Consider the following 25,381-nt stretch of genomic DNA (forward strand, 5'->3'; position numbering starts at 1 on the left):
TGAGGGAGGGCGGCTACCCTCTCTCAGCGTTCCTTTCTGACCCATTCGGCAGCGAAAGTCATAAGACAAGCAATTCCAGGAAAAGTGTGAAACGGTTTTCCGTACGGAATTGCGCAAAAACAAAGAGATAGAGCGGTTCGGCGTTTCCGTGAAACGACAAACCACTCTAGCCATTGTTGTAGGGGAAGAGCTTGAAATACGGCTGCGCTTCCTCGATCACACGGGCAACCGAGGGGCGTTGCAGCAACCGGTCGTGATAGCGCCTGACCGCAGGATATTCGTCTCCGAACGGCTCGACCTTGTTGGCGTAGAACAGCGCGGGGGCGGCAGCGCAGTCGGCCATGGTGAAGCTCGCACCCACCGTCCATGTCCTCGACCGCATGTCCTGTTCAATGATGGCGTAGGAGCTGCGCAGCTGGGCGCGGGCCTGCTCGACGCCGAACGGATCGGTCTTGCCCTCCGGCCGCAGCCGGTCGCCAACGATCTTCTGCATCGGTTCCTGGACGTAGAAGTCATAGAAGCGGTCGGCGAGCCGGGTCTGGCGAGCGAGATCGAGATCGGCGGGGATCAGTTCGACCGGCCCAGGATAATACGCGTTGAGATATTCGATGACGATCGTCGATTCCGGCACGGTCCGGTCAAGCGCTTCATCGCGCAGCACCGGCATCTTGCCGAGCGGCCACAATTTCAGAAACGCCGCGCGCGATTGTTCATTGCCGAGATCGACAACGACGGATGTGAATGGCGTGCCGTTCTCATAGAGCGCGATCAGCGGCTTCCAGCAGAAGGAGGCCAGTGGATGAAGGTGCATAATCAGGGACATTTTTGCTCCTATCTTTGGTGCTTCGTCTCGCGGGCATCCGGTGTCAAGGTTCGGCCCGCTGCTACGTGGCCCGGCTGTGGGCGACGATGGCATCGATGATCGCGGCCCAGTCGTCGGGATGCAGCTCGTGGCCGCCGCCCTCGATCCGGAGCAGCCTTGCACCGGCGACCGCGTCGGCAAGAGCGGCGCCATGCTCGACTGGAAAGATGGGATCGTCGGTGCCGTGGATAACGAGGAGCGGGATTTTCATGTTGCGCAGCCGACCCGTCCAGTGCTCGCCGCTCCCATCTTCGCCACTCTTGAGCATGAAATGATTGGTCGCACTTAGAAAACCGCCGGACCGGTCATAATCCTGTTCGACGAAAGCCCGTGTTCGCTGCTCGTCGAAAGAGTTCGCCGCACCGGTGAGCGCATGCGCGTCCTTGACGATGAAATCGACCACTTGGCCCCGGTCCGCCCAATCGACCTTGGCGCCTTCGGCCGAGTGGTTCCTATAGGCCTGGGTGGTTCCGGGCAGATGCGAAGTATCGATGCCCAGGGGCGAGCTGCTGATCACCGTCAGCGAAGTGACACGCGCCGGGTATTTCAACGCAACAAGCTGCGCGATCATGCCGCCCATCGACATGCCGACCACGTGCGCCTTTCGGATTCCATGGTCGTCAAGGACGCGGATAGCATCGTCCGCCATGTCGTCAAATGTATAAGGCGGCTCGCCCGGCGCGTACTTGGTCGAACGGCCGGTATCGCGATTGTCATAGCGGATCACGAAGCGACCCTCGCCGGCCAGCTTCCGGCAAAACGCTTCGGGCCACCAAAGCATGGAAGCCATCGCGCCCATGATCAACAACACCGCAGGATGGGCCGGATCGCCGAACGTCTGGGATGCGATTTCGGGGTGTTCGGCGTTTTTCATGGCTTTCCTCCCTGGGCTTCCAATCTGATTGCATTTTGCAATCAGTTGCACGATATTAAAACCGATACGATAATGCAACCGGTTTTGGAGATTCGCATGAACATCGATCGTCGGTCCGGATGCCCCATCAACCTGTCGCTCGAAGTGTTCGGTGACCGGTGGAGCCTGATCATCCTTCGCGACATCATCTTCGGCGGCAGACGCCACTTTCGCGAACTGCTCAACGGCTCGGTGGAGGGCATCGCCTCCAACATCCTCGCCGACCGGCTGAAGAGGCTGAAGGAGCTCGGCATGCTGACCAAGGCGGACGATCCCTCCCATAAGCAAAAAGCGATCTACAGCCTGACCGAAATGGCGATTACGCTGGTGCCGATCCTGGCGCATCTCGGCGCCTGGGGTCGCGTCTGGCTGCCGGTCAGCGAAGAGCTCTCTATCCGTGCCGAGCTTCTGGAAAAAGGCGGCCCGCCGATGTGGGACAAGTTCATGAACGAGTTGCGCCACGAGCATCTGGGTGCGTCTCCCGCCCCATCTGGACCCACCGTCCGCGCGACTTTGCAGGCCGGATACGATGCGGTCGTCGCCCGCAAGGCGGAGCGAGTCGGCTGCGACCCGGCGCCATGACCAACTTATTTTCCCAATTGCGGGCTGGCTCTGCTATCAAGGGACTGAAGATAATTTACGGATTGGATAACGCTCTTGGTCGAGAACTCTAAGGACACTGCCCGTGCGCGGGCCGATTTGCGTTTCAAGAAACAGGAAGAGGCAGCCACGGTTCGCCAGAAGGCGATGGCGGAATATGTCGCCGAGAGCGACGCTCGCCAAGCCAAGACCAACAAGCTGCGGGCGCTGCGCCTCGCCAAGGAAGCGGAAGACCTGGCCAATGCGCCTCCGGCCCCGGTGAAGAAGCCTCGGGCCAAGAAGAAATAGGCCGGCGCTCCCAGAATCCATGCTTCCTTCCGCACGCGAAACAGTTCACTCGGAGTCTGTTCTGACGGCTGATAACTGGCGCGTTCAGGAGACGGCCATGACCGCACTGACGCTCGACAAAGCCCTTGAAATCATCGCCGCCGCCTTTGCCAAGGGTGCCGAGCTCAAGCTCAGGCCGCTTGGCGTCTCGGTGCTCGACGCCGGCGCCCATCTGGTCGCGTTCCAGCGTCAGGACGGCGCCTCGTTCCTGCGTCCGCAAATGTCGGCCGGCAAGGCCTATGGCGCGCTCGCTATCGGAATGGGCTCGCGCCGGGTGGAAGCTTTCGCCAAGGAGCGCCCGCATCTGATCGCCGGCGTCTCCGACGTGTCGGGCGGGCGCGTCCTGCCGGTCGTCGGCGGCGTGCTGATCCGTGACAACGCCGGCACGATCATCGGCGCCATCGGTATTTCCGGCGACACGTCCGACAATGATGAAACGGCGGCCATCGCCGGTGTCGAGGCGGCTGGCTTCTCCGCTGACCCGGGCTGAGTCGGGATCCTTAACTCATATTGATGTCGCGGGTGGCCGACCGCATCGACACCGAAAAGCCGGCCAGCACGTCGATCAGCGCTATGACCATCAGTGTGAAGAAAACGGAATGGGCGGCGCCCTTCACCAGCAGGAACTCGACCAGATAGGCCACAAAGACGAAGGTCGACAAAAGATGGTCCATGATCGAGGCATTTGTCGTGCGCGTCGACTTCACCACTTCGACGAACAAGAAGATCAGTGCGATCAGCACGATGAGGTCGCCGAGGGTCATCGAGAACACGCCACCCGACATCATCCGGACCGAAAACATTTCGGTGGCCCACGGATCGTCGCCGCTGCCGAATATTCCCAGAAGCCCGAGATTGTAGAGGATGAAAGGCACGATCAGCAGCGGGATGGCACCGAACATGTGGCGGCTCCGGTTGGACTGATCTTTGTAGAGTGCGCCCGGCGTTCGCCGTCAAGAATTTTCGTGCGGCCGATAAACACGGACAAAGACGGCGTGAAACAACAATGTCAGGCCCGGCTGATACGATCAGTTGTCGCAAACGCAAAAAGACCGGCCAATGGCCGGTCGCTTCGCAACCCAATAAACCGTCGAAAGCTCTATCAGCTTTCCTTCGGCTCCAGAACCTGGCGACCGCGATACATGCCGGTCTTCAGGTCGATATGGTGCGGACGGCGCATCTCGCCGGAGTTCTTGTCCTCGACATAGGTCGGGGCCTTCAGTGCGTCGGCAGAACGGCGCATGCCGCGCTTCGACGGAGAGGTTTTTCGTTTCGGAACGGCCATGGATATGCTCCACTACATGGTCAAAACGCCCCGGCGGCCCTCGTGAAAGGGCCACATCAGGGGCCGGAATCTGAGAAAGTCGGGTGCCTATACACGCCCGACGGCGTTTTGGCCAGCGTCGCCGTGTTTTTTTTTGACACTATCGCAGGCAACCGACATAGGCGCCGGCGCGGCCGGCGCGCCGTTCGATCAACGCGGCAAGCCGCCTCAGTCCCGGCCCGGGCTTCGCCGGATTGCGCACGATCGGATTCGGCAAGGTGACGGCAAGCAGCGCTGCCTGCCGGCGCGACAGCTGTTTAGCCGAGACGCCGAAATGATGCTGGGCGGCGGCCTCGATGCCGTAGATGCCCGGTCCCCATTCGGCGATGTTGAGGTAGATCTCCATGATCCGCCGTTTCGACAGCACCGCATCGAAATAGACGGCCAGCGGCAGTTCGACGACCTTACGGACCGAGCCCAACGGCCGCGACCATAGATAAAGATTCTTTACCGTCTGCATGGTGATGGTCGAGGCGCCACGTGTCATCTCGCCGGCGAGCGCATCGTCGACGACGCCGCGCAACTCGCCCAGATCGACGCCGCGATGGAAACAGAACTGCCCGTCCTCCGACATGATTATCGAATATGCCAGCACCGGCGCGACATCGTCGATGGAAACCCAGCGCCGATCGTAGCCGGAAAACGTCGCCAGGTCCTTCAGCATCAATGTCGACACCGGATGCACGAATGACGGCAGATACAGGAAGGTCAGCACCACCGGCACCAACGCCAGCACGACGGCGACGGCAATGCCGCGCCGGACCCAGCGTTGAAGACCGATGCGGCTGCCGCGTCTCGGTCTCGCCATGTCCAACCCTTCGGTTTCGTGATCGACGATCGGTTCCGCCAAGCCACCCAGTCCGCGCTACTCCCTGCCCCCGGCATAATGGCGCTTGGCTTCTTGCGCAATGTCTGAGTGTCGGCTACCGCTCCCGACCATGACGAAAGACGACCAAATGGCGTTCGAAGCTGCACTTATTGCCCGGGCAGTTCCGCTCGAGGCGCTGCTGAGGCGGTTGCTCGACGGACGGACGCTTTCGGGCGAGGTCGCGCGGCCCGAACGCCTGATGGCGGCAATGCGACATGGCGTGCTGAACGGCGGCAAACGACTGCGTCCCTTCCTGGTCATGGAAAGTGCTGCACTGTTTTCAGCCGACGGCGAGGCGGCGCTGCGCGTCGCGGCGGCGCTCGAATGCGTGCACTGCTATTCGCTCATCCATGACGATCTGCCGGCCATGGACGACGACGATTTGCGCCGCGGCCAGCCGACCGTGCACAGGGCTTTCGATGAGGCGACCGCCATTCTTGCGGGCGACGCCTTGCTGACACTTGCCTTCGACATCCTTGCCGACGAGGCGACAATGCTGCCGGCCGAGCGCAGGGCAACGCTGGTGCTGGCACTGGCCCGCGCCGCCGGGGCGGGAAGCATGGTCGGCGGCCAGATGCTCGATCTCGAAGCCGAACAAAGCCGGCCGGACGAGGCCGGCATCATCCGGCTTCAGGCGATGAAAACCGGTGCGCTGATCCGCTTTGCCTGCGAAGCGGGCGCTATCCTTGCCGGCGCGCCGTCGGGCGACCGCGAAAGGCTGGCCGAGTTCGGCTCGGCGATCGGGCTTGCCTTTCAGCTTGCCGACGATCTGCTCGACCTGACCGCCGACGCGCATCAGATGGGCAAGGCGACCGGCAAGGATGCCGCGGCCGGCAAGGCGACGCTGGTCGCGCTGCACGGACCGGACTGGGCGCGGGGCCAGCTCCATGGCCTCGTTGACCAGGCTCATGCGTTGCTCGAACCTTTTGGCGAGCAAGCTGCGCTTCTGAAACAAGCGGCGCAGTTCGTAGCGGCCCGCAACAATTAAGCGCGCCCCTATGGCGCGCCGGAGAATTGGCGACTGATCGGCCGAACGTCCTCGCAACCGGCCGATCGGGATCATTTCCGGCGATGTCGGACCACATGGACCCGCCACACCAGTTGCCGAGCCATTCTTCAGCCTCGCGGCAGGGTTCCGCGGCTCGGGTGGACAGCGGTCAGCCTTCGCCAGTTGTCTTTTCCACCACGGGCTGCGGAACCGGTTCCATCTCGGCCGCCGCCTCGACCGCCCGCGCCTCGGCCGGCTTGCGCCGGTTGCGGATGAAGGCGGCGATGCGGTCGCGGATTTCGCCGGCGCTGAGAAACACCGGAACGCGCGCCACCGGCGCGGTCGGCTCAAAGGACAGGCCAAGGCCGGTGATCCTGCCCTTGTCGTCGACGTCGCGGACGATCAGCTCGATCGGACCGAGCAGCACGCGGTCGGCGTATTCGGCGTGGCCGCCGAGCCGGGTAGTGACCAGGTCGCCAATGCTGAGCTTGCGTTCCGCTTCGGTCAGGCCCGGCGCGTAGGCGGTCTCCAGTTCCTCGGCGGGGCGTGACGGATCGACGGCGAAGGCGCCGAAGAAATCCGCGTCCTCGGGATCGACCACGGCACGGCTGGCGAACAGCTTGTCGAGCAGGCGCGGATAGCGGTCCGGCACGAAGATGTAGACATGGTCGCCGGTCGCGAGCCGGCCCATATCCTGGAAGCGCATCGAGCGTCCGTCGCGCAGCACCAGCGACGGCCGCGCCCAGCGCGGAATGCGTTCGCCGCGCGCCACCGGGCTGCCAGGTGCCACGCGGTAGGCGAGAAGCTCATGATGGGCGGAGCCCGGCAGTTCCAATTCGACCTTGTCGAGCGGTCCCAGGCGGGCCGGCACGATAAGGCCGAGACGGCGCGCCAGCGGCCCGACGGTCCATCCCTGGATGATCAGCGAGACCAGCACGATGATGAAGGCAGTGTTGAAGATGAGGCGGCCGTTCTCAAGACCGCCGAGCAGCGGCGTGATGGCAAGCAGGATCGACACGGCACCGCGCAGGCCAACCCACGAGACGAAGGCGACTTCCGGGCGTGGCAGACGGAACGGCACCAGGCAGAGCCAGACGGCGATTGGCCGTGCCACAAATACCAGGAACAGGCCGAGCAGCACTGCCGGCACCAGGATCGCCGGAAATTGTGAAGGCGTCGCGAACAGGCCGAGGATCAGGAACATGATGATCTGCGCCAGCCACGACATGCCGTCCTGGAAGCGCTTGAGGATGGTCACGGCCCGGATATCGGAATTGCCGGCAATCAGGCCTGCGAGATAGACCGCCAGGAAGCCGGAGCCGCCGACGGCACCGGCGGCAGCGAACACCATAAGCGACAGCGTCAGCACGAAGATCGGCAGCAGGCCGTGATCGAGATTGAGGCGATCGACAAGGCGCACGATGGCCATGCCGCCGAGAATGCCGATGACCGCGCCGAGCCCCATGTTGACAAGGAAGCCGACGGCAAGATCGGTGACCAGCACCTTGGCCTCGGGGTGGGTATTGGCGGCGATGACCTCGACCAGCGTGATGGTCAGGAAGATGGCGATCGGGTCATTTGTGCCGGATTCCACCTCGAGCGTGGACCGCACGCGCTCGCGCAAATTGATCTCGCCGGCGCGCAGCAGGAAGAACACCGCCGCGGCGTCGGTCGAGGCGACGGCGGCACCGAGCAGGAAGGATTCCAGCCAGGTCAGGTCGAGCAGATAATAGGCGGCGGCGCCGAAGAGCCCGGTGGTCAAAAGGACGCCGAATGTGGCCAGCGACAGCGCCGGCCCGGCCGCCTGCCGCAAGGCGTTGAGCGGTGTGCCGAAGCCGGAATCGAAAAGGATGACCGCCAGCGCCAATGAGCCGGCAAAATAAGCAACTCGGGCATTGTCGAAATGGATGCCGAGACCGTCGGTTCCGGTGGCGAGGCCGATGCAGAGAAACAGCAGCAGGAGAGGGGCGCCGAAACGGAAGGCGATCAGGCTTGAAAACGCGGCGGCAACGACAAGTGCTGCGCCAACGAGCGTCACAAGATAGATACCATGCTCCATTCGTTGGTCGCCCCTAGTCGATATGCTCCGGCATCACGGGAGAGTGGGGCGAAGACATGGCCGCTGCAAGGCAGCAGCGTGGCTTTTTGCCCCACGCTGCCGATCGTCGAAAGTTTTGGCACCCCCGAGCAGCGGAGCGTGCCTTGGCGGTTCGTGCTGCAATGAAAAACGCCCGGACTGAGCCGGGCGTCTCCAGGTCGAGAAGCTGGCTCTGCGATCAGGCGATGGTCTTGCCGAAGGCGACGGCGGTATCGCCCATGCGGTTGGAAAAGCCCCACTCATTGTCGTACCACGACAGCACCGAAACGAAGTTGCCGTCCATGACCTTGGTCTGGTCGAGCGCCACGATCGAGGAATGCGGATCATGGTTGAAGTCGATCGAAACATTGGGGTGACGGGTAACGGCGAGGATGCCCTTCAGCTTGCCGTTCGAGGCGGCGATCACCGCGTCATTGATCTCCTGGACGGTGGTCGGCCGTTTGGCGATAAACTTGAAATCGACGAGCGAGACGTTCGGGGTCGGCACGCGGATGGAGATGCCGTCGAGCTTGCCCTTGAGTTCGGGCAGTACCAGGCCAATGGCCTTGGCAGCACCGGTCGAGGTCGGAATCTGCGACAGCGCGGCGGCGCGGGCGCGGTAGAGGTCCTTGTGCATGGTGTCCAGCGTCGGCTGGTCGCCGGTGTAGGAATGGATCGTCGTCATCATGCCCTTCTCGATGCCGACCGCCTCATCCAGCACGGCCGCCAGCGGCGCCAGGCAGTTGGTGGTGCAGGAGGCGTTCGAGATGACGATGTGGTCCTTGGTCAGCTTGTCGTGATTGATGCCATAGACGACGGTGAGATCGGCGCCCTCTGCCGGAGCGGAGACGAGAACGCGCTTGGCACCGGCGGTCAGATGGGCGACGGCCTTGTCGCGGGCGGTGAAGATGCCGGTGCATTCGAGCGCGATGTCGATGCCAAGCTCCTTCCAGGGCAGTTGCGTCGGATCCTTGATCGCGGTGACCTTGAATTTTTCCTTGCCGACGATGATCTGGTCGCCGTCAACCGTCACCTCATGCGGAAAGCGGCCATGCACGCTGTCGAAGCGCAGCAGATGCGCGTTGGTCTCGACCGGGCCGAGATCGTTGACCGCGACGACGTCGATATCCTTGCGGCCGGATTCATGGATGGCGCGCAGGATGTTGCGGCCGATGCGGCCGAATCCGTTGATGGCAACTCTGACGGTCATTGTTCTCTCCCTGGGAGTTGGAGGCCGAAGATCAAGTCCGCAGCTTCATAACGGCGGACGGGCAAAGAATCCAGCCGCCGAGGCGTGGATTTAAATCGATTAGTGCTCCACCGCCCGGCAAAACCGCTATGCCAGCCTTTGCCGGGCGAGGCTCACTTTCATTTGCCATGCAGACGGGCTTCCGCCGCCTTCACCGTTGCCTCGGCTGTGATGCCGAAATGCGGGTAGAGCTGTTCGATGGTGCCGGAGGCGCCGAAGCCGGTCATGCCGACAAAGATGCCGTCGGTGCCGATGAAGTGATCCCAGCCCTGACGGATGCCGGCTTCGATGGCAATCTTGAGCGGCGCATTGCCGATCGTCCTGCTGCGATAGTCGGCGCTCTGCTTGTCGAACAATTCGAAACACGGCACCGAGACGACGCGGGTCGCGTGGCCGTGCTTTTCCAAGGCCTCGCGGGCGGCCAGCGCGATCTCGACCTCGGAGCCCGACGCGAAGATCGTCACCGCCGCCTCGCCACTGGCGGCGGCAAGTTCATAGGCGCCGCGGCTGGAGAGGTTTTCCGCAACGAAGTCGTTGCGTACCGTCGGCAGGTTCTGCCGGGTCAGCGCCAATGTCGAAGGCGTCTTTTCCGACTCAATGGCCAACTGCCAGCATTCCGCGGTTTCCACCGCATCGGCGGGGCGGAAGACATTGTGGTTCGGAATGGCGCGAAGTGCTGCCAGATGCTCGACCGGCTGATGGGTCGGGCCGTCTTCGCCAAGGCCGATGGAATCATGGGTCATGACGAAGATCGAGCGGATGCCCATCAGCGAAGCAAGCCGCATCGCCGGACGGGCATAGTCGGAAAAGCACATGAAAGTGCCGCCATAGGCGATAATGCCGCCATGCAATGTCAGCCCGTTGAGCGCGGCCGCCATGCCGTGCTCGCGAACGCCGTAATGAACGTAGCGCTGGCCGTAATCGTCGGCGGTGATGTTCTTGGTCTGGCTGGTCTTGGTGTTGTTGGAGCCGGTCAAATCGGCCGAGCCGCCGATGGTTTCGGGCACGGCGCCGTTGATGACCTCCAGCGCCATTTCCGATGACTTACGGGTGGCGACCTTCGGCTTGTCGGCGGCGAGCTTCTTCTTGTAATCGCCAATGACGGCGTCGAAGTTGGCCGGCAGCGTGCCACTGATGCGGCGTTCGAACTCGCTGCGCAATTTGGCATCAGCCTTGGCAAGGCGGCTTTCCCAGTCGGTGCGCGCCTTGACGCCTGTCCGCCCGGCGGTACGCCATGCGTCGAGGATATCGGCCGGAACCTCGAAGGGCGGATAATCCCAGTCGAAGAATTTTCTGGCGCCAGCGATTTCCTCGGCGCCGAGCGGCGAGCCATGCGCCTTGTTGGTGCCGGCCTTGGTCGGCGCGCCGAAGCCGATGGTCGTCTTGCAGGCGATCATCGTCGGCTTGTCGGAGTGGCGGGCCGCTTCGATGGCATAGGCGATCGCTTCCGGGTCCTGGCCGTCGATATGGCTGGCATTCCAGCCGGACGCCTGGAAGCGGGCGACCTGATCGGTGTTATCGGCGAGCGACACCGGGCCATCGATCGAGATGTTGTTGTTGTCCCAGAAGACGATCAGCTTGTTCAGTTTCAGATGCCCGGCAAGCGCGATGGCTTCCTGGGATACGCCTTCCATCAGGCAGCCGTCGCCGGCCAGCACATAGGTGTAGTGGTCGACGAGATCTTTGCCGAAAGCGGCATTCATGATGCGCTCGCCGAGCGCGAAGCCGACCGAATTGGCAAGGCCCTGGCCGAGTGGGCCGGTCGTCGTCTCAATGCCCGCGGCATGGCCGTATTCCGGGTGGCCCGCCGTCCTCGACCCCAATTGGCGGAACTGCTTGATCTGGTCGATGGTGATGTCTTCGTAGCCGGTCAGATAGAGCAGCGAGTAAAGCAGCATCGATCCGTGGCCGGCCGACAGGATAAAGCGGTCGCGGTCCGGCCAATGCGGGTTTTTCGGATCGTATTTGAGAAAGCGGGTGAACAGCACCGTGGCGATGTCGGCGCAGCCCATGGGCAGTCCGGGGTGGCCGGAATTTGCCTTCTCGACGGCGTCCATGGCGAGAAAACGGATCGCATTGGCCATCCGGTCATGTTGTTCGCGCGAGGTCATGCTTCCTCCAAAATGGGGGTTTGGGCCTTGGGAAAGCCCTTGAAAAGGGTGCGCGACACATAGCAGGCGCGGCCTTTTAGTCAACAAATCGGTGTGCTTTTGCCGGTCTTGTGATGGCCGTGCGCGACTTACATTAGCGTTAGCAGGGGACAGTCGCGACAGCTTTATTGACGTGCGGTTCACACGACGCGTAATGTTTCAGGGATAACGCGTTCTGAACGTGGATGATTCGGTGATGGGCAGGGCGCAGGACGAAAGCCATGACCGGGGAAACGACCCTCAAGGAAGTCATTGCCAGGCTGGGTAAGGCCATCGAAGGGCTGGAAAACGCCGTCGCGGCCAAGCTTGAGCATGAGCGGGACTATTCGGAAGCCGAGGCCGAAGTGCAGCGGATGAACGCCGACCGCTCGCGGCTGGCGCAGGAGCTCGACAATTCCGAGGCCCGCGCCGAACGGCTGGAAGATGCCAACAAGGAAGTGTCGCGAAGGCTGGTGACAGCTATGGAAACCATCCGCGCGGTACTGGACAGGTAGGCCAATGGCACAAGTCACGGTTTCCATCGACGGCAAGCAGTATCGGATGGCCTGCGACGAGGGCCAGGAAGAGCATCTGATCGATCTTGCCGAGCGCTTCGACCGCTATGTCTCGCATCTGAAGGATTCTTTTGGCGAGATCGGCGACCAGCGGCTGACCGTGATGGCCGGCATCATGGTCATGGACGAGCTTTCGGAACTGCAGAAGCGGGTCAAGGGCATGGAAAGCGAAGTGCTGACGCTGCGCAAGACGCGCGACGACGCACTGACCAAGGCCGACAAGAACGATTCCGTGCTGACCGGGGCGCTCGGCGCACTGGCCCAGCGCATGGAAGACCTGGCGACGACGCTGGCAGTGAACAAGGCCTGAACCAGCGCAGCGAAAATTCCTGCTGCATTTGCCGAGAAGCAATGAAAATATTTCGCCGCCGGCCTTGATGCCGGCGCAACAGGCGTTTGAAGGATGACGCCGGAGTGATAGAAAGGCAAAAGCAGCGCCGGGCAACGCCGGCTGCGATCTGCACGCACAGGGTAAGGGACACGTCATGAGCCTTCGCATCAACGATATCGCACCGGACTTCACCGCTGAGACCACGCAAGGACCGATCAGCTTCCATGAATGGATCGGCGACGGCTGGGCGGTATTGTTCAGCCATCCGAAGAACTTTACGCCGGTTTGCACGACCGAACTCGGCACAATGGCCGGGCTCGAAGGCGAGTTCAGGAAGCGCAACGTCAAGATCATCGGCATCTCGGTCGATCCCGTCCAAAGCCATGAAAAGTGGCAGAACGACATCAAGACCGCGACCGGTCATTCGGTGAACTACCCGCTGATCGGCGACAAGGATCTCAAGGTCGCCAAGCTTTACGAGATGCTGCCGGCGGGTGCCGGCGAGAGCTCGGAAGGCCGCACGCCCGCCGACAATGCCACGGTGCGTTCGGTTTACGTCATCGGGCCCGACAAGAAGATCAAGCTGGTTCTCACCTACCCGATGACGACGGGCCGCAACTTCGACGAAATCCTGCGCGCCATCGATTCCATGCAGCTGACCGCCAAGCACCAGGTGGCGACGCCGGCGAACTGGAAGCAGGGCGAGGACGTCATCATCACCGCTGCCGTCTCGAATGAGGATGCCATCAAGCGCTTCGGCGCCTATGAGACGATCCTGCCATATCTCAGGAAAACCAAGCAGCCTTCCGCCTGAGCAGGCAGAGGCGGCACAGAGAGTTTTCGGTTTTCCTGGCCGTGTGAGCATGGGGTGCTTGACGATGCCTGGTTGACGGACAACCATGCCTTTAATTTGCCGTGGCAGAGAAAATCCTTCCTGCCGTGGTGAGGGGCGAAGGAGGCTGGATTGGACGCATTATCGGCCAGGTCGCAGGTCACCGGCTTCTATGACAAGCCGAGCGGGTCCGTCCAGTATGTGGTCGCCGACATGGCGACCCGCAAATGCGCCATCATCGATCCGGTGCTCGACTTCGACGAAAGGTCCGGTGCAACGGCAACGAAAAACGCCGACGCCCTGCTCGACTTCGTCAGGGAAAGCGGGCTGGAGGTCGAGTGGATCCTCGACACGCATCCGCATGCGGATCATTTCTCCGCCGCCCATTATCTGAGGGGGAGAACCGGAGCGCCGACGGCAATCGGCGAGAAGGTCATCGACGTCCAGAAATTGTGGAAGGTGATCTACAACTGGCCGGAATTCCCCGCCGACGGTTCGCAATGGGACAGGCTGTTCGCCAACGGCGCAACTTTTTCGGTCGGCGGCATTGCGGCAAGAGTGCTGTTCTCGCCGGGCCACACACTGGCCTCGATCACTTACGTCATTGGCGACGCCGCCTTCATCCACGACACGCTGTTCATGCCGGACAGCGGCACCGCAAGGACAGACTTTCCGGGCGGCAGTGCCGAGCGGCTCTGGCGTTCGATCGAGGACATCCTGGCGCTGCCGGACGAGACACGTCTGTTCGTCGGTCACGACTACCAGCCGGGCGGTCGCGAAGCGCGGTGGGAAAGCACGGTCGCGGAGCAGAAAGCCGGCAACATCCATGTTGCCGGCTGCAAGACGGAAGCCGACTTCGTCGCGCTCCGCCAAGCCCGCGACAGGACGTTGCCGATGCCGCGGCTGATCCTGCACGCGCTGCAGGTCAATATGAATGGCGGACGCCTGCCGGAACCGGAATCCAACGGGCAGCGCTATCTGAAGTTTCCGCTCGATTGCCTGTGAGAGGATGGGTCGCTGGCACTACAATGCCATTCAGACTCGGCGCCGCCCTCATCGTTCTGCGATGGTCATCCAAGCTATTGATCCTGATTCGATTTTTGCGATGTTTGAATCCGATAGGTCTATGCGGGACGACGGTGGCGGCAGCCGGATGAGGAGCAGCGCAGACGCCAGCCAGTCGAGCGTCAGGGTTTTGTTCGGCGGGCTAAATGTTCATACGTGATTTGCCAAGGATCGCTCTCGGAAGATCTTTCCTCGCCGATCCAATGGAAGCTGGTGGCAGTGATCTCGGTGAAACGCCATCGAGTTTGCAGACCGCGCGAGTCATTGCCGAGCTGGACAATGTCCTTACCCTCGGCCCGCCCGATCTGGCGCGAGTGATCCCGGTTGAGCGGGTCGTTCCATATGATATGCCAGCCATCGATCCCAGGGTCGAAGATGCGCAAGGTTGTGCCATACATCGCGGACGGAGCAGGGCGCTTGGGCCTGATCCAAACGTCCTGAATCGCGCGGCCTTCGAGCACCCAGCCAAAATGGCATTCGCCATCCCATTTCTGGATTGTGCCGTCGTCGAGGTAGTGGACCGAGTCCATCTCCCAGCTTCCAATTAGCCATCCATACAGGGCCATGTCTTTCGCTCGATCGGCTGGCGGACCGTCGGATCCGAGGGCGGCCAGAAACGGAGAAATCGTCATCACGACACTGCCTTTCGTTTCCAATAGACGAACTCAACTGCCCGGCGCAGCCCGGCGGACCGTTGTCGCGCCCGCCTGCCGCAAGCGCCGGGTTGTGGAATGCCGCGGTCGGCGCCGCAACATTGCCGCCACAGCTTGCAGCCTTGCGGTTTTCAGGGCTTGGGGAAAATTGCGACAATGCCGCTATCAATGAGATCGTCTGGGGACGCCTGGCAAGGCTACTGAGCAGTTAGGGCGACGGATCGGACATCCGCGAAGGCGCCGCGGAACCGGCAACCCGCTAATGCATGTCGCGCAAAAGTGTGCAGCGGTTTGGCGATAACGACATGCATAAAAACAAGAATCTAAAGCGCGTCGCACAAGGCCGGCCCGAACGCGACGCGCTTTAGAAAAAAAACGGCGGCGCCAGTTACCTGACGCCGCCGTTATTTGTTTCTACCGGAGGGCCTTACGCCGCCGGCTGCGCCTCGATGGTGCGCAGCGCCTGCGTCTGGCGCTTGGCTGCGGCCTTGACCGCGTCCTGCACCTTCTCGAAGGCGCGCACCTCGATCTGGCGCACGCGCTCGCGGCTGATATCGAACTCGGCCGACAACTCTTCAAGCGTCAACGGCTCATCGGCGAGGCGGCGCGCCTCGAAGATGCGGCGTTCGCGGTCGTTGAGCACGGCAAGAGCGCCCGACAGCATGCCGCGCCGGTTTTCCAGCTCGTCCTGCTCGATCAGCATCTCTTCCTGGCTTTCGTGGTCGTCGACCAGCCAGTCCTGCCATTCGCCGGACTCGCCTTCACTGGCCCGGATGGGCGCATTGAGCGAGGCGTCGCCCGACAGGCGGCGGTTCATCGACACGACTTCCGCTTCCGAGACGTTCAGCCGGGTGGCAATCTCGGTGATCTGATCGGGCTTCAAATCGCCTTCGTCGAGCGCCTGGATCTTGCCCTTCACCTTGCGCAGGTTGAAGAACAGGCGCTTCTGGTTGGCGGTGGTGCCCATCTTGACCAGGCTCCACGAGCGCAGGATGTATTCCTGGATCGAGGCCTTGATCCACCACATCGCATAGGTGGCGAGACGGAAGCCGCGCTCCGGTTCGAATTTCTTGACGGCCTGCATCAGGCCGACATTGCCTTCCGAGATCACCTCGCCGATCGGCAGGCCATAGCCGCGATAGCCCATGGCGATCTTGGCGACGAGCCGAAGGTGGCTGGTGACGAGCTTGTGCGCAGCTGTGGTGTCCTCATGCTCGGCATAGCGCTTGGCGAGCATGTACTCTTCCTGCGGCTGAAGCATCGGAAAGCGGCGGATTTCTTCCAGGTAGCGGCTGAGACCGCCTTCGCCGGAAACGATACTGGGTAATGACTGGGCCATGATAGCGCCCCCTCTCTATTGGAGTGATGCCCCCGAAACGCGGCGGGCATGTGGCGCGAATGCCAAAGGCACATTCGCGCCAACCGACATATATAGGAACAAAACCAGAAAGACAGGCATTTGTTCAACACGAAACAGTGTGTCACGTTGAAGTGAACAACGCCGGTCAGGTTTTCAGGTGGTTGGTTCAGAGCTTGCGGAAGCCGTCGACGAGTTCCTCCATGTCCCACGGTATCGGTGCTTCGAACCTCATCGTTAGATGGGTATCGGGATGGCGAAATGCAAGGAGGCGGGCGTGCAAAGCTTGTCGCGGAAACGCCTTTACCTCGCTTCTTAGCGGCTCGGGCAACCGATTGGCCTTGGTGCGGAAAGCCTGGCCGTATTCGGGGTCGCCAATCACCGGATGGCCGATATGGGCCATGTGGACGCGTATCTGGTGAGTGCGACCGGTTTCCAGTCGGCATTCGACCAGGCTCGCCGTGGCGAATTCCTGCTGCTGCTCGCCAAAGCGCTCAACGACGGTGAAATGCGTGACGGCGTGGCGGGCATCGTCGCGGCCTTGCGGCACCACAGCGCGGCGTACCCGGTCGGCGGCGCGGCCGAGCGGCGCGTCGACCGTCCCGGTCGGCCTTGCCGGTATGCCCCAGACCAACGCCAGATAGGCGCGCTCGAGATCGCCGGTCAGGCCGTGGTCGGCAAAGGCCTCCGACAACGCCTTGTGGGCGCGATCGGTCTTGGCGACGACCATGACGCCGCTGGTCTCCTTATCGAGGCGATGGACGATGCCCGGCCGTCTCACCCCGCCGATGCCAGACAGGCTGTCGCCGCAATGATGGATCAGCGCGTTGACCAGCGTGCCGGTCCAGTTGCCGGCGCCGGGATGCACGACCAGCCCGGCCGGCTTGTTGATGACGATCAGCTCGCTGTCCTCGTAGAGGACGTCCAGCGCAATATCTTCGCCTTGCGGCGCCGCTGGTTCCGGCTCCGGCATATCAACCGACACGCTGTCACCTTGCGCCATCTTGCGCTTCGTTTCGCTGGCTGGCTTGCCGCCGATCCTGACGGCGCCCTGCTTTATCAGCATCTGTACCCGGCTGCGCGACATGTCGGGGCCGAGCCTGGCCGCCAGCCATTGGTCGAGCCGCTGGCCGGCCGCATCAGCGCCCGCCTCCAGGACGATCGGTCCGGCCCCTATTAATTGTCTGACCACTTCGTTATGAGCGCTCATCGAAAACAGTTCCGGAATCTGCTGCCATGGCCCGGCCGCTTGCCGACGAAGACGAGGAAAAGCCGCTCGACCCCGAGGTCGAAAAGGTGCGGAGGAAGCTCGTCCGCTTCGTCGCCATCAATCTCGGCCTGCTGTTCCTCGCCCTTATGGTGGTGATCGCGGCACTTGTCTACAAAGCGCGCAACGCGCCGCCTGCCGCCCCTCCGCTAAGCAGCGACATCCAGGTGCCGATCGGCGAGACGGTCAACGGCGACATCGTGCTGCCGGTCGGCGCCAGGGTGATCAGCCAATCGCTGTCCGGCAATCACCTGTCGATCGACGCAGAGCTGCCCGACGGCAGCCGCGCCATCTTCGTCTATGACATCACCGAGCGCCGCATCGTTGGCCATTTTTCGATCAGGAACAAATGACCGGTTTTGCCGAACACCGCAGCATTGCCACGGTCGCGCTTGTCGTCGCAAATTATGACGAGGCGATCTCGTGGTATGTCGACCAGCTGGGTTTTGTCCTCACCGAAGATGTCGATCTCGGCGGCGGCAAACGCTGGGTCACGATCACGCCGCGCAACGGGCAGGGTGCGCGCCTGCTTCTCGCCGAGGCATCCGGCGATGCGCAAAGGCACGCCATCGGCGGCCAGACCGGCGGCCGGGTCTTTTTGTTCCTCGAAACCGACGATTTTGCCCGCGACTATGCGCTGATGCTCGAAAAGGGCGTTGAGTTCCGTGAGGCGCCCCGGCACGAGACCTATGGCACTGTGGCGGTTTTCGCAGATCTCTATGGAAATCTCTGGGACCTGATCGAGCCAAAAAGCTAGGCTTGCAGCGGATACTTCACCGGCGCGATCGGCAGCCTTAAGCCTAGTTGCTTTTTGCCAGCCGTCAGCCTATATCGCCGGTTCTTGAACGCGCCCATCGTCTAGCGGTCAGGACACCGCCCTCTCACGGCGGGAACAGGGGTTCGATTCCCCTTGGGCGTACCAAGTCTCTCCCAGCTCTCGGCAAACCATCAATCCGATCCATCGCCTTGGGTCGCGGCGGGTTTGGCTCATTGCCGCTTCTGGCGCAGCGGAGCCGATTGCATTAGCATTGCATCGTGGGTCTTGAGGCACAGCGTTAGCGGCGCGCAGAACGTCGCGCTGAACAGGGCAGTCGATGCCACGCGGGGAGGAGCCAGATACAGAAACTACAATCGCAAGGCGTCCATCACGCTGGTCGGCACTGCCTGGAGCCGACCTGAGCTACAGCTGCCGGCGGCGGGTCGTTTTGGCGAGCTCGGCGAAGGCGCCTCTCCCTCGAAGGGTGGATGCCGGGAAGGCCCTTAGCACCGGCCAGCGAAAGCTGCGCGCGACGCGCATGGCTGGGCTCTAAACGCGCCATACTCCAGTTGCAGTATCGTAGCTTCTTTGCCGTTCGAATTTCTCTCAGTCATGGCTTCGCACGATACCAAGATATGCTGCGAACGACACATCCACGGCGGGCTCAACCATTCGATCTATTCCGGCAAGCCGAAAAGTGTTTGCGCGCCTGCTATTCCTCCGAGCGGATGACTGCCCATGGCGATCATCCGCTCGGTAGTTTCTGCCTCGAACACTGTCGACGCGAGCACCGTCCGTCCCAACGGCTTGCACAGCCCCTCGATGCGGCTGACAAGATTTACAGCCTTGCCGATCGCGGTGAAGTCCAACCTGCCGGCAGTGCCGATATTCCCCCAGAGTATCTCGCCGACATGCAGGCCAATGCCATATCCGAGCTCAGGGCCGCCATTGCGGCGCCGAGTTTGGTTGAGATGATCTATCCCGGCGCGCGTGGCCTTCACGGCGCGTACCGCCGCGTCACATGCGGCATTTGCATCGCGCTCGCCAATCGGGAAAATCGCGAGGACGCCATCACCTATAAACTTGAGAACCTCACCACCAAATGCGTGCACCGCGCCGGCGACGCAATCGAACCAGGCATCAAGTACCAATACGATCTCGTCTGCATCATGAACCTCGGATAGATCGGTGAAACCTCGAAGGTCCGCGCACAGAAGCGCAGCCCGTATCGTCTCTCCCTTTACTCGACGAGAATGACCGTTGAGCACATGTGCTGCACTGCGCTTTCCCAAATATGCCTCGAGCAATGCGCGTTTCGCGGACCGTTCTGCGAGTGCGGTCATCGGAGCCGCAGCAAACCGGGAGATTTGCCGCAGCAGCTCTGACTGCGCCTCATCCGGAGTATGATCGAACGCCCACACCAAAGTCGGTGCGACACCGCCCGCTCGCTCGTCGAACACGATCGCCCGCGTCGTGCCAAGCCACTCCCGCAGCACGAGCCGGGGATCGGCATTCTGGCGGTCGGCGCCTATCCCCAAAGCCTCGACCACTTCACCCCCAGGCGCTCGCCAGAGCCAGATGCGGCGTGAGATAATCGGGTCGGGAGCATCCTGCGCCAGCGCGCCGGCGATGATCGGCAAGCCGTCTTCAATCAAATGCGTTGAGAGCTGCAATAGAAGTCGCCCACCGTCGCCAATATGCGCGGCGTCGTCCAGAAGGAATGAAAGCGACTTTGCGAGAAGCATGGGTAGAAGGTCACTCGGCACCGGCTTATGCTTACGCCTCGAACATCTTCTTGCAACTCCCCACATTCGCTTCAATCATGCAGGTATTCGATGCGGATGTGACCTGGAGTGAGCGATGGCGCAATCGGTTTACACAGAGATTGAGGTCGCCGCGCCACAAGCGACCGTGTTCGCGCTTTTGACGGATCCGGACCAGATCGTGCGATGGATCGGGACCGAAGCGAATTTGGATGCAACGCCGGGCGGTCTGTTCCTCGTCAATGTCGGTGGTCGCCATATGGCGCGCGGTGAGTTCACCGAAGTGATCCCGGTCCACCGTCTTGCCTACAGTTTTGGCTGGGAAGACAACGAGACCGTGCCGCCCGGCTCCAGTCATGTCGAGATCGACCTGATCGCGAGGGATGCGGGGACACTGATCCGCTTCACGCACAGCGGACTGCCGAACGCAAAGGAGCGTGACAGCCACCGAAGGGGATGGGAGCACTACCTCTCAAGGCTGAAGATCACTGCCGATGGGGGACATGTCGATCCCGACGTGCCGATGAAGAATATGTGATTTTCATCTAAGGGCCGCGGATGCCCGTAATCCGAACCAGGCGCGGCATGCGTCAACGAGGGCCCCTTTGACCTGCCGTCGCCAAACCGGCGCTCGGGAAACCCAGCGACCTGCGGGCCGCCGCACCACTACAGCTGCCGGCGACGGGTCGTTTCAGCGAGCTCGGCGAAGGCGTCCGCGATCCCGGTGCCGCTCTTGGCGCCTGCGTGGAGTTCTTGAAACTCAGCGCTTCTGGCGCAACGCCTCGGATTGAATTAGCATCCGTTCATCAAAGCTCCGGCCGCACTCCTGCAGGATGCGGAATGCGGAGCGCAGGCGAGCGAGGCCGGGCGCGGTCACATGCCGGGCGCCGATCCAAGCGCGGCTGGGCATCCGAACTTCCGTTCGGCGGCAAGACGGCGTGGCCGGGAGGAGTCAGATGCAAAAGCTGCAATCGCAAGGCGTCCATCACATCACGCTGGTCGGGGCCGGTCGCCAGACTTCCATCGATTTCTGGGAGGGCGTGCTTGGCATGCCTTTCATCTTCGAGCAGCCCAATCTCGATAAGGCAAGCGAAAGCCATCTCTATTTCGATCCGGGCGACGGCCGGCTGATCACCGTCTTCACCGACGAAAGCCGCACGCCGGTCAAGCGGCGCACGCCGACCGACACCGGCTGCGTCCATCATATCGCTTTTGCGGTGTCGCGCGTCACCTTTCTGCAGGCGGTTGCCCGGCTCGACGAGCGCGCCATCAAGCACAGCGGCGTCAAGGATCGCGGCTTCATGGACTCGATCTATTTCGAGGATCCGCTCGGCCTGCTGATCGAACTCGCCTCCTACCGTTTCGAACCACCGGCGGGCTTCACCCATGCCGACGTGCTGATGCAGGCGCACAAGATCCGCGTCGCGCGCGGCGACTACAACATCGCCGAAGTGCACCTTGCCGATGCGATCCAGGCGCTTGTCGAGCGCTCGCGCACGACCTTGTCGGAGGATCGCGCACCGAAAAATCCATACTGACGACACGCCAAACAAAGGGAGGACATAATGGCAAAGACAGCAACGAAGAGTGCGAAAAAGCCCGCCGCCAAGGCAGCCAGGCCAGGAGCGAAGCCGGCGGCCAAAGCCGCCGCCAAGTCAGCGGCGAAAGTGGCAAAGCCGGCGGCCAAGGTCTCCGCCAAGAAGCTGGCGCCGATGGCCAAGGCGAAACCGGCGAAAAAGCCCGCGCTCTCGCTCAGCATGCTGAAGCCCAGCGTCAACAATATGAGCGTTCGGGTGTTTGCACGCGCCGCCGGGCTCGATCATTCCGAGACCGACGTATGGGGTCTCACGCGCTCGCCCGAATACATGGCGCGAAACCCGGCCCATCTGACGCCGATGATCGAGGACAAGGGCCTGCCGAGAGGTGTCTTGTGGGAAAGCTGCGCCATTATGCAGTACCTCGCCAACAAGCACGGGCTGGAGAAACTATATCCCAAGGCGCCGGCCAAGCGGGCAATGATCGACAGTGCCATGTTCTACCTGATCGGGACGCTCTACCCCTATGTGGCGCGCGCCACATATCCTGTGCTGAATTTCCCGCAATATGCCGGCGAGGTCGGCCACAGCGACGCCCACCCCGACAAGAAGTCGGAAGCCCAGAAGGCCGCTATAGAAGCGATAGCCGAGCCGCTGGAGGTGTTTCACAGCTTCTTCAGGAACGGCAAGCCGTTCATCGGCGGCAAGAACCCGTCGATCGCCGACATCCGCCTGGCGGCGACGCTCGAATTCCTCGCCGTCATCGACTATGCGCTGCCCCAATGGGCAAAAGACTATATGGCGGCGATCGAGAAGAAGCTCGGCAAGGCCTATGCTGAGCCGGCCGGCGACGTGCGCGGCTATATCGCCTATGTGCGGTCGCAGGCCAACGCCTGAGGCACGTGCAGGCCGGCGATCGTCCGCACGTTCTGCGGGAGCCGGTAATGATCTGAGGTAATTCTTTCTTACTCTCCCCTGTTTGCACGATGTGGGGAGCTTAAGGTTTCGTTAACCGAAACCCTTTCTACTGGTATCCACCTCCAGCTTGCGACCACGGATGTACTGGCGCGGATGGAAAGCAAAGGTCGGCTGCTCGCCGGCCTTTGCTTATTGCAGCCCTGCCGAAGTTTGCGGCTGACGGCGCTTCACGACGCCTGAATGGCTGATGAAGCGCGTTGCCGGCATCTTGCCATCGCCGATGTGGGCCCTACCATCGAAGTAGTCCCGTCCTCGATGGCGGTTCAAGGACAGAGGCCCTGTCATGAAAAGCATTGCTGGAATGATGGTGATTGCAGGCGCCATGCTGGCGGGTGCAGCCGGTCAATCGAATGCAGCGACGCTCAACACCATGCCCGAGGTCGGGGCTGCCATCCAGGCGTGCTGGACCCCTCCGGCGAATGCCGGGAATTCCACCGTCACCCTGAGCTTCAGCTTCAGGCGCGATGGCACGCTGATCGGCCGGCCCAAGCCGACCGCCATCCGCGTCGCCGGCGAGGAGAAGACGCGCCAAGCTTTTGTCGACGCGGCGGTCGCGGCCGTGGACCATTGCCTGCCGTTGAGCTTTTCACCGGCGCTGGCTGAAGGCATCCCGGGCAAGGTGTTCACTCTGCAATTCAACTCGCCCAAACAAGAACAGGCTGCACCGCGAGTGAAGGCTTCGCCTTGATCTTTTCCGACAACCGGATTCCACTTTTCGGGACCTAATGCATGTCGCGCAAAAGCGTGCAGCGGTTTTGCGACAACGACATGCATTAGACAAGAACCTAAGCGCGTCGCATGACGCCCGGTCGACCGCGATGCGCTTTAGTGGCGCCTTCGTCTCGCCTCGACATGTCGCGCCAGTTCCGGCACCTCGAAGACATAGTCGCTCCAAGCCGATTCCGGTATCTGGCCGGCGAGATAGCACTCCAGCAAAAGCCTCTGCTCGTGGTCGAGTGGCCTCGGTGCGCGTTCATGGTCCAACCAAAGTGAATGGAACAGATTCCTGGTCAGGTCCGCGACAGTGAAGTGGATCGACATTTGCGGTCTCCTCCTTTGGCCGCTCAACGCCGATCCCAGGGCTAAGGTTTCAGCGACGGCCGGCCGGTAACGCCGGATTGATCGCGATGCCGAACCCGCCGCGCGCATCAAACTTCGCCGTGGCGGGCGTCCGCCGGCGTTGCTGCCGGTTCGTCTCAATCTTGAAATAAAAATGTAATATTGAATTTACACGAGTAGATCTAATACACTAGAGCTAAAGTCTCTGGTGGCGGTTTGATCTACTTCAATTAGGAAAAACTGATTTAGCTAGTACTTATCCATAGTCGACAAAGAAATCATGTTCTCGGTGCAACAAGGATAATGGTCGTTCCAATGACACGCTTCTGGCCCCTCACGATTCTGATGCTGGTGTCGGCAATAGCCGTTGCGCTCGGCACATCCTTCTCCTACGCGGATAGCTGCGGTGCCATCAGGAGCCAATTGCTTTCGGCGGGGCGCAGCGGCGGGACCAGCCCCGAGCTTGCCCAACTGCGCCGGCAACTCGCCGCGATTCAAAAGCTTGAGAGACAACGCAGATGCGCAGCGAAAACCGCCGGCTTCTTCTTCAATCCCTGCGCCGACCTGGTCAGCAGCAAGGCGGAGGTGCAACGGCAGATCGCCAGACTGTCGAATTCGAGCAGGGACACGTCCGGACTGAAGGCCAGGTTTGTCGCGCTGGGCTGCGCCGCCCCCGCTGCCAAGAAACAGCCGGCGCAGCAACGCCCGGCACCCAAGGCCCAGTCCGCAGGCACAACAATTGGCGGCAATCGGATGCTGTTTTGCGTTCGCTTGTCGGACGGATATTTCTTCCCCGCGCCAAAATCGCAGTTCGCCAAGAGCGACGATCTGAAGGAAACGGTCGATCAGTGTCGCTACATCTGCGACGATGCCGGCGTCGACCTCTATACGCTGAGCGACGCCACTCGCGAGACCGAGGAGATGGTCGCGCTCGAGTCGGGAAAACCCTATGTGGAGCTACCTGCCGCGTTCCGGTACCGCGACGACGCGAACTTCAAGGCCTGTGACGTCAAGCGCTATTACCAGCGCGTTGCCGAACTCAGGGCACGAACCGTGACACCGGCCAACATGAGCAACGCCATCATTCCGTTGCCGACCGCAAAGCCGGATCTTGGCGTCGTCGCGGAAATTCCTGAATCCGGGATCGAAACTGCCGGTGCGGCTCTCGCAGGGGCAAAAACGTCGGTTTTCGAGGTGCCAGGGACTGCCCAGCATCAGTCGATCGAGAAAGCGATCGGCGCGCGGCCGGTGAGAGTGGTCGGGCCGGCCTTTTTCCCGGCGGACTGACCAGGGCGGGCGATGTTCCGAGACGGCTGGCCGGATAGCCGCTTCAAGGCCTGGAGCCGTGCGCATCGACCGACGTCGGCTGGTTATTCGCAGACCATGCGGGCCCGTTTACCGGGCTCGCTGACATTCTTGCAAGTTAGCGGCTTCGTCGACTCCGGCGACAGCATGGGCGGGTTGTTGGTGACCCTCCTCCGAGGCGTTGCAACGGAAGCCGCGCTCCTGCGCACCGCCGGCCTTTTCGGCGTTTGCGGCGCCACTGGAAAGACGTCGGTCTCCAGTTGCGACTGTTCGGCTTGCGCCTGCGGCGAAGGCCTGTCCCAGAAACGGCGAACATCGAGCGGCTTGGGAATGATGACGGTGCCGTCATAGCTGCGCGCGCAGCCGCTTCCCAGAGGCAGCGCCAGGCACAGGAAGACAGGCAGAATCCGTCGAGACATCAGCAATACCCCTGCAAGCTTATAACGCTGCTTCGGCCTAACCGACAACCGGCGGAATAGGGCGAAGGGAGTAGATACCGTGAAGTAGAAGTCGTCGCACTTCCAGTGGAAGGCGTTGCTCGAAGATCGAGCGCCGGGTCGGGCGCGG

General features: G+C 61.9%; 29 protein-coding genes and 1 tRNA gene. 16 read left to right on the forward strand and 14 right to left on the reverse strand.

What is annotated here, in order from left to right; translation table 11 throughout:
- Nucleotides 1-166: 166 nt before the first annotated feature.
- Together NKH93_RS12730 and NKH93_RS12735 are read right to left on the reverse strand one after the other, a co-directional pair.
- A complete protein-coding gene (locus NKH93_RS12730; protein WP_352771901.1) occupies nt 167-823 on the reverse strand; it encodes a glutathione S-transferase family protein in 657 nt (218 codons plus the stop codon).
- Between the two features lie 61 nt (nt 824-884).
- Nucleotides 885-1,736 (reverse strand): alpha/beta fold hydrolase, encoded by an 852-nt coding sequence (locus tag NKH93_RS12735; protein ID WP_352817749.1) that lies wholly within the window; start codon nt 1,734-1,736, stop codon nt 885-887.
- A gap of 96 nt (nt 1,737-1,832) precedes the next feature.
- Between NKH93_RS12735 and NKH93_RS12740 the strand changes: the two genes are divergently transcribed.
- From NKH93_RS12740 to NKH93_RS12750, 3 genes are all read left to right on the forward strand, one after another.
- Nucleotides 1,833-2,357, forward strand: a complete 525-nt coding sequence (locus NKH93_RS12740) for a winged helix-turn-helix transcriptional regulator (RefSeq protein WP_352540251.1) — start codon at nt 1,833-1,835, stop codon at nt 2,355-2,357.
- Nucleotides 2,358-2,432: 75 nt separating this feature from the next.
- The gene (locus tag NKH93_RS12745; RefSeq protein WP_023678501.1) at nt 2,433-2,663 is read left to right on the forward strand and encodes a hypothetical protein; all 231 of its coding nucleotides are present in this window, start codon (nt 2,433-2,435) and stop codon (nt 2,661-2,663) included.
- Between the two features lie 97 nt (nt 2,664-2,760).
- Nucleotides 2,761-3,192 (forward strand): GlcG/HbpS family heme-binding protein, encoded by a 432-nt coding sequence (locus NKH93_RS12750; RefSeq protein ID WP_352451128.1) that lies wholly within the window; start codon nt 2,761-2,763, stop codon nt 3,190-3,192.
- A gap of 10 nt (nt 3,193-3,202) precedes the next feature.
- Here the strand turns inward: NKH93_RS12750 and NKH93_RS12755 are convergent, their stop codons facing one another.
- From NKH93_RS12755 to NKH93_RS12765, 3 genes are all read right to left on the reverse strand, one after another.
- Nucleotides 3,203-3,604, reverse strand: a complete 402-nt coding sequence (locus NKH93_RS12755; RefSeq protein ID WP_023678503.1) for a hypothetical protein — start codon at nt 3,602-3,604, stop codon at nt 3,203-3,205.
- Between the two features lie 200 nt (nt 3,605-3,804).
- The gene (rpmF, locus tag NKH93_RS12760; RefSeq protein ID WP_006203806.1) at nt 3,805-3,987 is read right to left on the reverse strand and encodes a 50S ribosomal protein L32; all 183 of its coding nucleotides are present in this window, start codon (nt 3,985-3,987) and stop codon (nt 3,805-3,807) included.
- Between the two features lie 139 nt (nt 3,988-4,126).
- Nucleotides 4,127-4,885: a biosynthetic peptidoglycan transglycosylase gene (locus NKH93_RS12765; protein WP_352817821.1), complete on the reverse strand. Its 759-nt coding sequence runs from the start codon at nt 4,883-4,885 to the stop codon at nt 4,127-4,129.
- A gap of 79 nt (nt 4,886-4,964) precedes the next feature.
- Here NKH93_RS12765 and NKH93_RS12770 point away from each other — a divergent pair, with 79 nt between their 5' ends.
- Entirely contained in the window at nt 4,965-5,882 is a 918-nt protein-coding gene (locus NKH93_RS12770; RefSeq protein WP_352457948.1) for a polyprenyl synthetase family protein, read from the forward strand.
- Nucleotides 5,883-6,051: 169 nt separating this feature from the next.
- Here the strand turns inward: NKH93_RS12770 and NKH93_RS12775 are convergent, their stop codons facing one another.
- From NKH93_RS12775 to tkt, 3 genes are all read right to left on the reverse strand, one after another.
- A complete protein-coding gene (locus NKH93_RS12775; protein ID WP_352970570.1) occupies nt 6,052-7,941 on the reverse strand; it encodes a potassium/proton antiporter in 1,890 nt (629 codons plus the stop codon).
- Nucleotides 7,942-8,158: 217 nt separating this feature from the next.
- Complete coding sequence (gap, locus tag NKH93_RS12780; RefSeq protein ID WP_352970573.1) at nt 8,159-9,169, reverse strand: type I glyceraldehyde-3-phosphate dehydrogenase; 1,011 nt, start codon at nt 9,167-9,169, stop codon at nt 8,159-8,161.
- 158 nt (nt 9,170-9,327) lie between these two features.
- Nucleotides 9,328-11,319: a transketolase gene (tkt, locus tag NKH93_RS12785; protein WP_352918446.1), complete on the reverse strand. Its 1,992-nt coding sequence runs from the start codon at nt 11,317-11,319 to the stop codon at nt 9,328-9,330.
- Nucleotides 11,320-11,579: 260 nt separating this feature from the next.
- On the opposite strand from tkt, the gene NKH93_RS12790 reads away from it, so the two are divergent.
- The 4 genes from NKH93_RS12790 (at nt 11,580) to NKH93_RS12805 (ending at nt 14,080) form a co-directional block, all read left to right on the forward strand.
- Nucleotides 11,580-11,852 (forward strand): DUF4164 domain-containing protein, encoded by a 273-nt coding sequence (locus tag NKH93_RS12790; RefSeq protein ID WP_006200774.1) that lies wholly within the window; start codon nt 11,580-11,582, stop codon nt 11,850-11,852.
- A gap of 4 nt (nt 11,853-11,856) precedes the next feature.
- A complete protein-coding gene (locus NKH93_RS12795; protein WP_254816554.1) occupies nt 11,857-12,222 on the forward strand; it encodes a cell division protein ZapA in 366 nt (121 codons plus the stop codon).
- 175 nt (nt 12,223-12,397) lie between these two features.
- A complete protein-coding gene (locus tag NKH93_RS12800; RefSeq protein ID WP_023678511.1) occupies nt 12,398-13,057 on the forward strand; it encodes a peroxiredoxin in 660 nt (219 codons plus the stop codon).
- A 150-nt stretch (nt 13,058-13,207) separates the two neighbouring features.
- Nucleotides 13,208-14,080 carry an MBL fold metallo-hydrolase gene (locus NKH93_RS12805; protein ID WP_352471144.1) on the forward strand — a complete coding sequence of 291 codons (873 nt, stop codon included), beginning with the start codon at nt 13,208-13,210 and terminating at the stop codon, nt 14,078-14,080.
- Nucleotides 14,081-14,262: 182 nt separating this feature from the next.
- Here the strand turns inward: NKH93_RS12805 and NKH93_RS12810 are convergent, their stop codons facing one another.
- The 3 genes from NKH93_RS12810 to NKH93_RS12820 all read right to left on the reverse strand — a co-directional run bounded on the left by NKH93_RS12810 (nt 14,263) and on the right by NKH93_RS12820 (nt 17,360).
- Nucleotides 14,263-14,772, reverse strand: a complete 510-nt coding sequence (locus NKH93_RS12810; protein ID WP_352918444.1) for a hypothetical protein — start codon at nt 14,770-14,772, stop codon at nt 14,263-14,265.
- A 448-nt stretch (nt 14,773-15,220) separates the two neighbouring features.
- The gene (rpoH, locus tag NKH93_RS12815; RefSeq protein WP_023678514.1) at nt 15,221-16,132 is read right to left on the reverse strand and encodes an RNA polymerase sigma factor RpoH; all 912 of its coding nucleotides are present in this window, start codon (nt 16,130-16,132) and stop codon (nt 15,221-15,223) included.
- Between the two features lie 187 nt (nt 16,133-16,319).
- A complete protein-coding gene (locus tag NKH93_RS12820; RefSeq protein WP_352471142.1) occupies nt 16,320-17,360 on the reverse strand; it encodes an RluA family pseudouridine synthase in 1,041 nt (346 codons plus the stop codon).
- A gap of 26 nt (nt 17,361-17,386) precedes the next feature.
- Between NKH93_RS12820 and NKH93_RS12825 the strand changes: the two genes are divergently transcribed.
- From NKH93_RS12825 to NKH93_RS12835, 3 genes are all read left to right on the forward strand, one after another.
- Nucleotides 17,387-17,770 (forward strand): fimbrial protein, encoded by a 384-nt coding sequence (locus NKH93_RS12825; protein ID WP_352540246.1) that lies wholly within the window; start codon nt 17,387-17,389, stop codon nt 17,768-17,770.
- Nucleotides 17,767-18,174 (forward strand): VOC family protein, encoded by a 408-nt coding sequence (locus tag NKH93_RS12830; RefSeq protein ID WP_352918442.1) that lies wholly within the window; start codon nt 17,767-17,769, stop codon nt 18,172-18,174. Before NKH93_RS12825 ends, NKH93_RS12830 begins: the two co-directional genes overlap by 4 nt.
- Nucleotides 18,175-18,264: 90 nt before the next feature.
- Nucleotides 18,265-18,339, forward strand: a tRNA-Glu gene (locus tag NKH93_RS12835).
- 512 nt (nt 18,340-18,851) lie between these two features.
- On the opposite strand, the gene NKH93_RS12840 is transcribed toward NKH93_RS12835, so the two are convergent.
- Nucleotides 18,852-19,919 carry an adenylate/guanylate cyclase domain-containing protein gene (locus NKH93_RS12840; protein WP_352703759.1) on the reverse strand — a complete coding sequence of 356 codons (1,068 nt, stop codon included), beginning with the start codon at nt 19,917-19,919 and terminating at the stop codon, nt 18,852-18,854.
- Between the two features lie 115 nt (nt 19,920-20,034).
- Here NKH93_RS12840 and NKH93_RS12845 point away from each other — a divergent pair, with 115 nt between their 5' ends.
- From NKH93_RS12845 to tolA, 4 genes are all read left to right on the forward strand, one after another.
- Nucleotides 20,035-20,475 carry an SRPBCC family protein gene (locus tag NKH93_RS12845; protein WP_352918440.1) on the forward strand — a complete coding sequence of 147 codons (441 nt, stop codon included), beginning with the start codon at nt 20,035-20,037 and terminating at the stop codon, nt 20,473-20,475.
- A 418-nt stretch (nt 20,476-20,893) separates the two neighbouring features.
- Nucleotides 20,894-21,475: a VOC family protein gene (locus NKH93_RS12850; protein ID WP_352540244.1), complete on the forward strand. Its 582-nt coding sequence runs from the start codon at nt 20,894-20,896 to the stop codon at nt 21,473-21,475.
- Nucleotides 21,476-21,502: 27 nt separating this feature from the next.
- The gene (locus NKH93_RS12855) at nt 21,503-22,369 is read left to right on the forward strand and encodes a glutathione S-transferase family protein (RefSeq protein ID WP_352918438.1); all 867 of its coding nucleotides are present in this window, start codon (nt 21,503-21,505) and stop codon (nt 22,367-22,369) included.
- Between the two features lie 364 nt (nt 22,370-22,733).
- A complete protein-coding gene (tolA, locus tag NKH93_RS12860) occupies nt 22,734-23,138 on the forward strand; it encodes a cell envelope integrity protein TolA (protein WP_352471136.1) in 405 nt (134 codons plus the stop codon).
- A gap of 137 nt (nt 23,139-23,275) precedes the next feature.
- Here the strand turns inward: tolA and NKH93_RS12865 are convergent, their stop codons facing one another.
- On the reverse strand, nt 23,276-23,491 hold the full coding sequence (locus NKH93_RS12865) for a hypothetical protein (RefSeq protein WP_352768213.1): 216 nt from the start codon (nt 23,489-23,491) through the stop codon (nt 23,276-23,278).
- A 333-nt stretch (nt 23,492-23,824) separates the two neighbouring features.
- Between NKH93_RS12865 and NKH93_RS12870 the strand changes: the two genes are divergently transcribed.
- Complete coding sequence (locus NKH93_RS12870) at nt 23,825-24,796, forward strand: DUF2865 domain-containing protein (protein WP_352540242.1); 972 nt, start codon at nt 23,825-23,827, stop codon at nt 24,794-24,796.
- 83 nt (nt 24,797-24,879) lie between these two features.
- Here the strand turns inward: NKH93_RS12870 and NKH93_RS12875 are convergent, their stop codons facing one another.
- Nucleotides 24,880-25,233, reverse strand: a complete 354-nt coding sequence (locus tag NKH93_RS12875) for a hypothetical protein (protein WP_352540241.1) — start codon at nt 25,231-25,233, stop codon at nt 24,880-24,882.
- Nucleotides 25,234-25,381: the final 148 nt, after the last annotated feature.

This window comes from Mesorhizobium sp. M0954, from assembly GCF_040319155.1.
Classification (GTDB): Bacteria; Pseudomonadota; Alphaproteobacteria; order Rhizobiales; family Rhizobiaceae; genus Mesorhizobium.

Bases quoted from the DNA above. Each gene is read 5' to 3' on its own strand.
- NKH93_RS12750 (WP_352451128.1), top strand. From the start codon at position 2,761: ATGACCGCACTGACGCTCGACAAAGCCCTTGAAATCATCGCCGCCGCC.
- NKH93_RS12790 (WP_006200774.1), top strand. From the start codon at position 11,580: ATGACCGGGGAAACGACCCTCAAGGAAGTCATTGCCAGGCTGGGTAAG.
- NKH93_RS12870 (WP_352540242.1), top strand. From the start codon at position 23,825: ATGACACGCTTCTGGCCCCTCACGATTCTGATGCTGGTGTCGGCAATA.
- NKH93_RS12875 (WP_352540241.1), bottom strand. From the start codon at position 25,233: ATGTCTCGACGGATTCTGCCTGTCTTCCTGTGCCTGGCGCTGCCTCTG.
- NKH93_RS12775 (WP_352970570.1), bottom strand. From the start codon at position 7,941: ATGGAGCATGGTATCTATCTTGTGACGCTCGTTGGCGCAGCACTTGTC.
- tolA (WP_352471136.1), top strand. From the start codon at position 22,734: ATGAAAAGCATTGCTGGAATGATGGTGATTGCAGGCGCCATGCTGGCG.
- NKH93_RS12735 (WP_352817749.1), bottom strand. From the start codon at position 1,736: ATGAAAAACGCCGAACACCCCGAAATCGCATCCCAGACGTTCGGCGAT.
- tkt (WP_352918446.1), bottom strand. From the start codon at position 11,319: ATGACCTCGCGCGAACAACATGACCGGATGGCCAATGCGATCCGTTTT.
- NKH93_RS12770 (WP_352457948.1), top strand. From the start codon at position 4,965: ATGACGAAAGACGACCAAATGGCGTTCGAAGCTGCACTTATTGCCCGG.
- NKH93_RS12840 (WP_352703759.1), bottom strand. From the start codon at position 19,919: ATGCTTCTCGCAAAGTCGCTTTCATTCCTTCTGGACGACGCCGCGCAT.
- NKH93_RS12800 (WP_023678511.1), top strand. From the start codon at position 12,398: ATGAGCCTTCGCATCAACGATATCGCACCGGACTTCACCGCTGAGACC.
- NKH93_RS12825 (WP_352540246.1), top strand. From the start codon at position 17,387: ATGGCCCGGCCGCTTGCCGACGAAGACGAGGAAAAGCCGCTCGACCCC.
- NKH93_RS12820 (WP_352471142.1), bottom strand. From the start codon at position 17,360: ATGAGCGCTCATAACGAAGTGGTCAGACAATTAATAGGGGCCGGACCG.
- NKH93_RS12850 (WP_352540244.1), top strand. From the start codon at position 20,894: ATGCAAAAGCTGCAATCGCAAGGCGTCCATCACATCACGCTGGTCGGG.
- NKH93_RS12865 (WP_352768213.1), bottom strand. From the start codon at position 23,491: ATGTCGATCCACTTCACTGTCGCGGACCTGACCAGGAATCTGTTCCAT.
- rpoH (WP_023678514.1), bottom strand. From the start codon at position 16,132: ATGGCCCAGTCATTACCCAGTATCGTTTCCGGCGAAGGCGGTCTCAGC.
- NKH93_RS12810 (WP_352918444.1), bottom strand. From the start codon at position 14,772: ATGACGATTTCTCCGTTTCTGGCCGCCCTCGGATCCGACGGTCCGCCA.
- NKH93_RS12740 (WP_352540251.1), top strand. From the start codon at position 1,833: ATGAACATCGATCGTCGGTCCGGATGCCCCATCAACCTGTCGCTCGAA.
- gap (WP_352970573.1), bottom strand. From the start codon at position 9,169: ATGACCGTCAGAGTTGCCATCAACGGATTCGGCCGCATCGGCCGCAAC.
- NKH93_RS12855 (WP_352918438.1), top strand. From the start codon at position 21,503: ATGGCAAAGACAGCAACGAAGAGTGCGAAAAAGCCCGCCGCCAAGGCA.
- NKH93_RS12755 (WP_023678503.1), bottom strand. From the start codon at position 3,604: ATGTTCGGTGCCATCCCGCTGCTGATCGTGCCTTTCATCCTCTACAAT.
- NKH93_RS12845 (WP_352918440.1), top strand. From the start codon at position 20,035: ATGGCGCAATCGGTTTACACAGAGATTGAGGTCGCCGCGCCACAAGCG.
- NKH93_RS12730 (WP_352771901.1), bottom strand. From the start codon at position 823: ATGTCCCTGATTATGCACCTTCATCCACTGGCCTCCTTCTGCTGGAAG.
- rpmF (WP_006203806.1), bottom strand. From the start codon at position 3,987: ATGGCCGTTCCGAAACGAAAAACCTCTCCGTCGAAGCGCGGCATGCGC.
- NKH93_RS12830 (WP_352918442.1), top strand. From the start codon at position 17,767: ATGACCGGTTTTGCCGAACACCGCAGCATTGCCACGGTCGCGCTTGTC.
- NKH93_RS12795 (WP_254816554.1), top strand. From the start codon at position 11,857: ATGGCACAAGTCACGGTTTCCATCGACGGCAAGCAGTATCGGATGGCC.